7 protein-coding genes and 1 pseudogene are annotated in these 8,201 nt (G+C 62.5%); 4 read left to right on the plus strand and 4 right to left on the minus strand.

The features are described 5' to 3' along the window. Positions 1-463: 463 nt before the first annotated feature. The 4 genes from QWJ46_RS30510 to QWJ46_RS30525 all read right to left on the minus strand — a co-directional run bounded on the left by QWJ46_RS30510 (position 464) and on the right by QWJ46_RS30525 (position 5,043). The gene (locus QWJ46_RS30510; protein ID WP_302756248.1) at positions 464-1,483 is read right to left on the minus strand and encodes an ABC transporter ATP-binding protein; all 1,020 of its coding nucleotides are present in this window, start codon (positions 1,481-1,483) and stop codon (positions 464-466) included. Then, positions 1,471-3,165 (minus strand): iron ABC transporter permease, encoded by a 1,695-nt coding sequence (locus tag QWJ46_RS30515; protein ID WP_302756250.1) that lies wholly within the window; start codon positions 3,163-3,165, stop codon positions 1,471-1,473. The genes QWJ46_RS30510 and QWJ46_RS30515 overlap by 13 nt, the downstream gene beginning before the upstream one ends. Before the next feature lie 7 nt (positions 3,166-3,172). Next, entirely contained in the window at positions 3,173-4,150 is a 978-nt protein-coding gene (locus tag QWJ46_RS30520) for an ABC transporter substrate-binding protein (protein ID WP_302756252.1), read from the minus strand. A 125-nt stretch (positions 4,151-4,275) separates the two neighbouring features. Further along, positions 4,276-5,043, minus strand: a complete 768-nt coding sequence (locus tag QWJ46_RS30525) for an alpha/beta fold hydrolase (protein ID WP_302756254.1) — start codon at positions 5,041-5,043, stop codon at positions 4,276-4,278. 184 nt (positions 5,044-5,227) lie between these two features. On the opposite strand from QWJ46_RS30525, the gene QWJ46_RS30530 reads away from it, so the two are divergent. The 4 genes and pseudogenes from QWJ46_RS30530 to QWJ46_RS30545 form a co-directional block, all read left to right on the plus strand. Beyond that, positions 5,228-5,698: a MarR family winged helix-turn-helix transcriptional regulator gene (locus QWJ46_RS30530; protein WP_302756256.1), complete on the plus strand. Its 471-nt coding sequence runs from the start codon at positions 5,228-5,230 to the stop codon at positions 5,696-5,698. A 390-nt stretch (positions 5,699-6,088) separates the two neighbouring features. After that, the gene (locus tag QWJ46_RS30535) at positions 6,089-7,147 is read left to right on the plus strand and encodes an aldo/keto reductase (RefSeq protein WP_302756257.1); all 1,059 of its coding nucleotides are present in this window, start codon (positions 6,089-6,091) and stop codon (positions 7,145-7,147) included. Between the two features lie 64 nt (positions 7,148-7,211). Beyond that, positions 7,212-7,442, plus strand: a pseudogene (locus QWJ46_RS30540) (DUF2278 domain-containing protein); the annotation flags it as partial. A gap of 274 nt (positions 7,443-7,716) precedes the next feature. Beyond that, positions 7,717-8,201 (plus strand): transposase (locus tag QWJ46_RS30545; protein ID WP_302756259.1); only part of this gene is annotated, 485 nt, incomplete at its 3' end.

Here is an 8,201-nt window from a genome sequence, read left to right on the forward strand (position 1 = left end):
TCAGTCGGGCATTCTTATGAATGTTCATTCGCGGCGATCCCTCCGACTCGAGATGTGGTAGCTCCAGTCTCCTCGATCCGCTCCGAATGGACAACCTCCCGAAAGCTCACAGCTAGAGCCGTTACAACACTCAGAATAATGCCCATATATCGCAATCTTATCCCCCGCTCACATTGAAATTGAGTCTCAGCGTTTCTCGCTGCCACTGGAGCCTATGTTTCAATACCCGCGATCGAAGGTCGTCGCTCAAGACCGTGCCATCATCCGCAGCTCCAAAGTGGATCTTGAATCAGCTTCGACCTGCGCCGTTACTTCGCAAGCGATTCATCGATCGCAGGATCTGCTCTAGTTCGGAGCTGGAAAATATTCAACCACTTGGCGATTCGAAAGAAGATCCTGGGAACTTTCAACCCTATATTGTTGAGCTTCAACCGGATCACCGCAGAAGCCAGGCCTTCCTCCATCACAGCCGCCACCCGGAGCGGATGACGATGCGTATCGTCTCGCCGACCTCGACGAAGACACGGCTATAGGCGCGCAACGTCTGGCCGTTGCCGAGCATCAGTTTCACGGCGTAACGTTCGCCCTCGAAAAGCACGGATTCGACGGTCGCAAGGGCGCCCTCGCCGCCGATGATCACATCTTCCGGCCGCACCAGAATATCGGCGCCATCGGTGTTTGCCGCCTGGAGCGCATCCTGCAGCTCGTCCCACTCCAGATGGCGTTCGCCGCCCATGACAGGCAGCGTGACGATCGCACCACGCCCGATCAGCCCGCCGACGATGCGCCCTTCCGGCCGGGCGTAGATTTCGGCCGGCGGCGCCACCTGCAGCAGGCGTCCTTCGGACACGACGGCGACGTCGGTCGCCAGCGCCATCGCCTCGCTCTGATCGTGGGTGACGTAGATGATCGTCGCGCCCGAGCGCTGGTGGAAATCGCGGAAAGTCTCTTCCATCTCCTGTTTCAGATGCCGGTCGAGATTGGCGAGCGGCTCGTCGAGCAACACGACATCGGGTGATGTCACCAGGCAGCGGGCGAGCGCCACGCGCTGACGCTGGCCCCCGGAGAGATCGGCCGGCCGGCGCAGGGCGTAATCGGCGAGCCGAACGGTGGAAAGCGCCTCGCCGACCTTCGCCCGGTAGGCCTCGCCCGAGATGCCGCGGACCTTGAGGGGATAGCCGACATTGTCGGCAACGCTCATATGCGGCCAGAGCGCATAGGACTGGAAGACCATCGCCATGTTACGCTTCTCCGGCGGCAGCGATTGGGCGGGATCGGCCAGCAGCCGCTCGCCGAGATGGATCGAGCCGTCGGAGGGCGTCTCGAAACCGGCGATCATCCGCAGCACCGTCGTCTTGCCGCAGCCGGAAGACCCGAGCAGGGCCAGGAAACCGCCTTCGCGCACATCGAGCGAGAAATCGCTGACGGCGGCGCGACCGGTGCCGAAATCCTTGGCCACCCGGTTGAGGATCAGCTTCGCCATGGGACGACCCCTTTCGGCAGGCGTTTCGCCAGGAGTTCCAGAAGCAGCATCATGACGACGACCATGAGGACGACGAGGACCGAGAGCGCCGAAGCAAGGCCGGAACTGCCGCTGTCATCGAGATTGTAGATCGCGACCCCGAGCGTCTGGGTGCCGGCCGACCAGAGCAGCGCCGAGATCGTCAGCTCGTTGCAGGCGATCAGGAAGACGAGGATGACGGAAGCGCCGGCAGCGGGCGCAATCAGCGGCACGATGATATCGAAAAGCCGGCGGAAAAAGCCGGCGCCGGAAAGCCGCGCGGCCTCCTCCAGCGCCGGATCGAGCTGGTGGAAGGCGCTGACCACGGGTTTCAGGCTGACGGCGAAGAAGGAGGAGAAATAGGCGATCAGGATGATCCAGATCGTGCCGTAGAGCGAGACGTTGAGGACCGGGATCGGCGCCGCGAAAACCAGGATGAAGGCGACCGCCATGACGATGCCCGGCAGTGAATAGGGTATTTCGATCAGGCTGGCGACGATGCGCGACGCCATGTCTCTCCGCCGCGCCAGCGCATAGGCTGCAAGCACCGTCACCACAAGCAGACCAAGTGCCGTGGCGCCGGCAAGCGACAGCGAATTGATAAAGGCCGTGCGCGTCACCGCCTGCCGGAACAGGATCTCCTGGAAGGCATGCAGCGACATGGTCTTGAAGGCGAGCGGCACGCCATAGGCCGGCACCAGCGCACCGGCGACGAGCGCGAAGAAGGGTGCTGCCAGCATGAAGAACAGGATCGCCCAGAGAAGCGGCGTACCAAGGAAGCGCCAGGCGCCGAGCTGAAAAGCGGCACTTGCCCCTGACAGGCCGATGACGCGATAGTCCCGGCCTCTGAGCGCCCGGTCCTGGACCATCAGCCCTGCGACCGAGATCATCGCGATGATGCCCGAGAGCACGGCGACATCGCCGAAGGTGCGGCTGGTGAAGGCTGAGAATTTGGTGAAGATGAGCGTCGGCAGCGTATAGATCGAGGCCGGGATGCCGAGAATGGCTGGAATGCCGAAATTGCCGGTGCAGGAGACGAAGGAGATCGCCGCCCCTGCGATAATGCCGGGCAGAGAAAGCGGCAGGATGATATCGCGGAACACCCCGAGACTCGAGGCGCCGGAAAGCCGCGCGGCCTCGACGCCGTCACGCGGCAGCGTCATCAGCCCGGCGCGCAGCGCCAGATAGACCAGCGGTGCATGCTGCACGCCATAGAGCAGCGCGATGCCGCCTATGGAATAGAGCGGCTGCGGCGAGCCCAGCGGCGGCGCGACATACAGCGCCTTTAGCAGCGGGCTCGACGGACCCGACATCTGCACCCAGGCGAGCGCGGTCACCTGTGGCGGGATCATCATCGGCAGCACGAAAAAAAAGCTGAGCGGCCCTTTGCCGGGAAGATCGGTCAGTGTCAGCAGGAAGGCGAAGAGGCAGCCGATGGCAAGCGAGATGATCGTGCCCAAAACCGCGGTGACGATGGTGTAATAGGTGGCCTGCCAGAGCGACGGCTCGCTCAGCACATCGATGACGCCGCCACTGGCGAAGGCCGCGATACCGACCATGGCGAGACGGGCGAGCGGCAGCACGCTGAGGATAAGTACCATGCTGACGATAAAAGGAAACAGCCAGGCGGGCTGGCTGCTTCCTGGTCTTGCATATCCCTGCATGAAAGGATCAGTTCGAGCCGTAAATGTCCGAGAAGGTCTTCAGATCCTGGTCGGTATTCTTGAGCGCTTCGGCCGCCTTGATCGGCAGGACCTTGATGGCATCACGCGCCGGGAAACCTTCCGGCAGCTTCGTGCCATTGCGGGCCGGGATGTAGCCGAGCTTCAGGAAGCCTTCCTGGCCCTTTTCCGAGAGCACGTAATCGACGAACTTCTTCGCGGCCTCGGCATTCTTGGTGCTGGCGAGAATGCCGACTGGCTCGGTCACGGCCGAAACGCCTTCGCTCGGGAAGACGAACTCGACGGGCGCGCCCTTGGTCTTCTCGCGGATCGGCAGGTAATCGACGACCATGCCGTAAGCCTTCTCGCCCGAGGCAACCGATTTCAGGACGGCGCCGTTGCCGCCGGCGGCGATCGCGCCGTTTTCGGCAAGAGCCTTGTAGAAATCCCAGCCGAGGCCGGGAACGGCGGCCAGCGTCTGGGCGTGAATGAGCGCAGCACCCGAAGCGAGCGGGCTCGGCATGGTGACGAGGCCCTTGGCTTCCGGCTTCGTCAGGTCCTTCCAGCTCGTCGGCTTCATCGCCGCTGAGGTGTTGTACATGATGCCTGTCGTGATCAGCTTGGTCGAATAATAGTAGCCGTCGGCGTCATAGAGGCTGGCATCGTACCTTGCGGCTTCCGGCGACTTGTAGGCCAGCAGCTTGCCGTCTTCCTTGAGGCGCTCCAGCGTCACCATGTCGGCGATGAGGAGAAGGTCGGCGACCGGATTGCCGGCCTGGATCTCGGCCTGCAGCTTGGCGATGATCTTCGGCGTGCCGTCGCGCACCCAGTCGACCTTGATATCGGGATTGGCGGCCATGAAGCCATCGACCGTCGCCTGCGCGTCTTCGTTCGGCTGGCTGGTGTAGAGAACGAGATTTGCAGCCGAAGCCGGCACGGCAAAGAGGCTCGCGGCGAGAAGAGCAGCGGCGGAAACGATCGTCCTCATGGGAGGGATCCTCGGGAATTGCGTCACCCCTCCCTTATTAGGGGTCGTTGACAGAGATGTGACAGGACGCAGCGGCTGCTGTGCGCCCTGAAACCACTGCGTTGCCTTCGCCTTTCCGAGAAACGTTACTTCGCTGCCTCTTCGATGAGCTCCGCCACCTTCTGCGGCTGCGAAACCATCACGACGTGGGACGCGCCCTCGACCACGACGGTCCGCTTGGACCCTGCCCTCTCGGCCATGAAGCCAAGGGCCGCGGCCGGGATGTTCTTGTCGCCGGTGCCGTAGACAAACCATGACGGCAGCTTCTTCCAGGCGGGCTCACCGGATTTTTCAGTTAGGGCCGCTTCCGTGACCGGTCGCTGGGCCGCCGCCATCAGGGCCGCCTGTTCGGCCGGCACGTCGCTGGCGAACTGGTCATGGAACTTGGCCTGATCGATAGAGAGATCGACGCCGCCTGCGCTGAGTTTCACCGGAGCCGCAAGCGCTCCGCTCAGCGTGCCACCGGGAAACTTGCCGGCGAGATCGGCGACCGATTCCCCGGCCTCCGGCGCGAAGGCGGCTACATAAACCAGGGACTTGACGTTGTCATGGCCGTTCGCGGCGGTCGAGATCACCTGTCCGCCATAGGAATGGCCGACGAGCACAACCGGGCCGGCGACGCTGCCGACGACGTCGGAAACATAGGCGACGTCGCCCGACACGCTGCGCAGCGGATTGGCGGCGGCCACGACCGGGAAGCCGTCCTTGCGCAGGATTTCGATGACGCCGTTCCAGCTGGATGAATCGGCAAAGGCGCCATGGACGAGGACGACGGTCGGCTTGGCCGGCTGAGCGACGGCAGCACCGGAAAGAAGAGCGCCCACCAGGGCGGCGACAGCAGCAAACTTGAACATCGATCATTTCCTTTCGTCGGTTTTTCAAGGGGAGTCGAACCGGGAGTCACAAGCTGCATTCCCTTCGACATGTAGTTTGCAAGCGATTTCTTTGTACACTATCTAAATAGACGGCAGCGCACCGCGCGTCAATGGCTTGCAAAGAGATCGCGCACAAATTATATTGAGGCAAGAGGAGAGCGTTATGAAAGACACCCTAACGAATGATCTCGCCGGCGTGCCGAAGATCGAGGAAATGCTCTGCTTTTCAATCTATTCGGCAGGCCACGCCTTCAACCAGCTTTACCGCCCGCTGCTCGATGAGCTGGATCTGACCTATCCGCAATTCCTTGTCATGACCGCCCTGTGGGCGCGAGATGACCGCACGGTGAAGGATCTCGGCGAAACGCTTTTCCTCGATTCCAGCACCCTCACCCCGCTCTTGAAGCGGCTGGAAAATGTCGGCCTCGTCACCCGCAATCGAAACCCTGCCGATGAGCGCCAGGTGCTCCTGCGCCTGCCGCCGAAGGGACAGGCCCTCAAGAACCGCGCCGCTCATGTGTTCGACTGCATCGGCACAGCCGTCGGTCTCGACGCCGAGACCGTGAGCAAGATTCGCGATACGATCGCTTCGCTCCGCGACAATATTCACAAGAAGGACAAGGAAGCGAGCTGACCCGAGGCGGCCTCACCGCGTCGTCGTCAATCCTGCAACATCGGATCTCCTGGCTTTCATCGAAGCCGACCGGTTGATTATCCTCGCGCAGCAGTAACGGAACGTAAGGCTTTCATCGTGAGGCCCTGCGTCCGGCGACAAAAACCCCTCCCCAACCCCTCCCACAAGGGGGAGGGACTAACTTGGGGGCATCGTCTCGCTCCTCCCGAAAGATCAAAGATTTTGCGGGTGCGGCGGTTTAAGCCCCTCCCCCTTGCGGGGAGGGTTTGGGGCGGGGTCTTTAACCGGACAGCATCAGGCATGAGCGGTTTTCACCCAAGCATAAACCTGCTCTTGCCATTCCCCCGCTATGCGTTACGTCAATCGCATTTCGATGAAGGAGGAGTTTCAATGGAATATCGTCTGCTCGGCCGTTCCGGCCTGAAGATTTCGACTTTGACCATGGGCACGATGACCTTCGGCGGCGTCGGCTGGGCGAAGATGGTCGGCGACCTCGGCGTCTCCGAGGCGAAGAAGATGATCGACATCTGCATCGATGCCGGCATCAATCTGATCGACACCGCCAACGTCTATTCCTCAGGCGAATGTGAAAACATCATCGGCGAGGCGCTCGCCGGCAAGCGGCCACAGGGCGTGCTGCTCGCCACCAAGGCCCGCTTCGGCATGGGCGACGGCCCGAACGACCGCGGGCTGTCGCGCTACCACCTGATCCGCGAGTGCGAGGCGAGCCTCAAGCGCCTGAAGACCGATGTCATCGACCTCTACCAGGTGCATGAATGGGACGGCCAGACGCCGCTCGAAGAGACGATGGAAGCGCTCGACACGCTGATCCGGCAGGGCAAGGTGCGTTATGTCGGCTGCTCGAACTATTCCGGCTGGCACATCATGAAGGCGCTCGGCATTGCCAACGAGCACCGCTACCAGCGCTTCGTCAGCCAGCAGATCCATTACACGCTCGAAGCGCGCGACGCCGAATACGAGCTGCTGCCGATCTCGATCGATCAGGGCCTCGGCGTGCTGGTCTGGAGCCCGCTTGCCGGCGGCCTGCTTTCCGGCAAACACCGCCGCAACCAGGCCGCTCCCGAAGGCACGCGCCAGTTCGCCGGCTGGACCGAACCGCCGATCCGCGACGAAAACCGCCTCTGGAACATCGTCGAGACGCTGGTCGCGATCGGCGAAGAGCGCGGCGTTTCGGCCGCTCGAGTTGCGCTCGCCTGGCTGATCGGCCGCAAGGCAGTCACCTCGGTCATCATCGGCGGGCGCACAGAGGCCCAGTTCCGGGACAACATCGCCGCCGCCGAGCTGAAGCTCACCGGAGAGGAGCGCAAGCGCCTCGACGCCGTAAGCCTGCCGCCGGTGATCTATCCTTACTGGCATCAGCTGAACACGGCGAGCGACCGGCTCGGCGAAGCCGATCTCGAGCTTTTCGGCCCGCATTTCCAGCGATAGCGCCGGACGGCAAGCCAGCCATTGCAGGGCGAAAGACAGGCATGTCGCGCAAATGTGTGCGGTATCGCTCAACGGCTGGAAGCTGGAGGACGAAAACGGCCGGACGCAGACGCTGTCGGGAACGCTTGCCGCAGGCGAACTGCGCACCATAGCCCTCAACGTCGCCGCCGACGGCCCGCAGCTCGCCAATCGCGGCGGCGACATCATCCTGCGCAACACCGACGGAGCAGTCGCCGACCGCGTCGGTTACGGCAAGAGCGAGACCGCGAACGAGGGCTGGACGACGATTTTTTGATTGGCGTTCTGGCTGTGCACGTCACAAGAATGACGATGAGAGGGCGTGCCGTGCAGCCCCCTCATCCGACCCTTCGGGCCACCTTCTTGGATGAGAAAAATGTAGGATATTGATGCTTGCCGGGCGGGTGGCCGCCCGCCCGGCAGCTGGTTGTCGGATCGTCACCTTCTTAGCCGTTTTGGGGCTGTGGGGAGCAGGATCGCAACCGGCTCTTCATCTGGCCCGTGTGGTTGCAGGAACCTTGGGGTTCGTATCCAAGACAGGGACGACGAAGATGACCGATAATAACATGATCTGTGCCGGAATCGATGTCGGCAAAAGCCATCTCGACATCGCCCTCCATCCCAGCAAGGCAAGGCTGAGGGTCACTTACGACACCGACGGCTTGAAGGTGCTTGACGCCTTTCTTCAAGAGCATGACGTCAGCCGCATCGGCTCTGGCGGCTATGAATGGCGGCTGCTGGCGCATCTGCGGGCCGGCAAGCGGCCGGCGGCGCGTCTGCAGCCGGCGCAACTGCGTTTCTTCGCCAAGAGCCGGCTCAAGCGGGCCAAGAACGATCGGCTCGATGCTGTGCTGATTGCGCTCTTCACGGCAAGTCTCGAGCAGTTGCCGGCGCTGCCGGACGCACGCTTCGACAAGCTGGCCGCCGAACTGACCTATCTGGAACAGATCGAGCAGCAGATCGCGCTGGTCAAGACCTTTGCCGAGACCGCATTGTCGGAGGCGATCAAACGCCGTCACCTGCGCGAGGTCGCCCG

The sequence above is a fragment of the Rhizobium sp. CBN3 genome (assembly GCF_030518245.1).
In the GTDB taxonomy this organism is placed as follows: domain Bacteria; phylum Pseudomonadota; class Alphaproteobacteria; order Rhizobiales; family Rhizobiaceae; genus Rhizobium; species Rhizobium aethiopicum_A.

Bases quoted from the DNA above. Each gene is read 5' to 3' on its own strand.
- QWJ46_RS30510 (WP_302756248.1), bottom strand. From the start codon at position 1,483: ATGGCGAAGCTGATCCTCAACCGGGTGGCCAAGGATTTCGGCACCGGT.
- QWJ46_RS30515 (WP_302756250.1), bottom strand. From the start codon at position 3,165: ATGCAGGGATATGCAAGACCAGGAAGCAGCCAGCCCGCCTGGCTGTTT.
- QWJ46_RS30520 (WP_302756252.1), bottom strand. From the start codon at position 4,150: ATGAGGACGATCGTTTCCGCCGCTGCTCTTCTCGCCGCGAGCCTCTTT.
- QWJ46_RS30525 (WP_302756254.1), bottom strand. From the start codon at position 5,043: ATGTTCAAGTTTGCTGCTGTCGCCGCCCTGGTGGGCGCTCTTCTTTCC.
- QWJ46_RS30530 (WP_302756256.1), top strand. From the start codon at position 5,228: ATGAAAGACACCCTAACGAATGATCTCGCCGGCGTGCCGAAGATCGAG.
- QWJ46_RS30535 (WP_302756257.1), top strand. From the start codon at position 6,089: ATGGAATATCGTCTGCTCGGCCGTTCCGGCCTGAAGATTTCGACTTTG.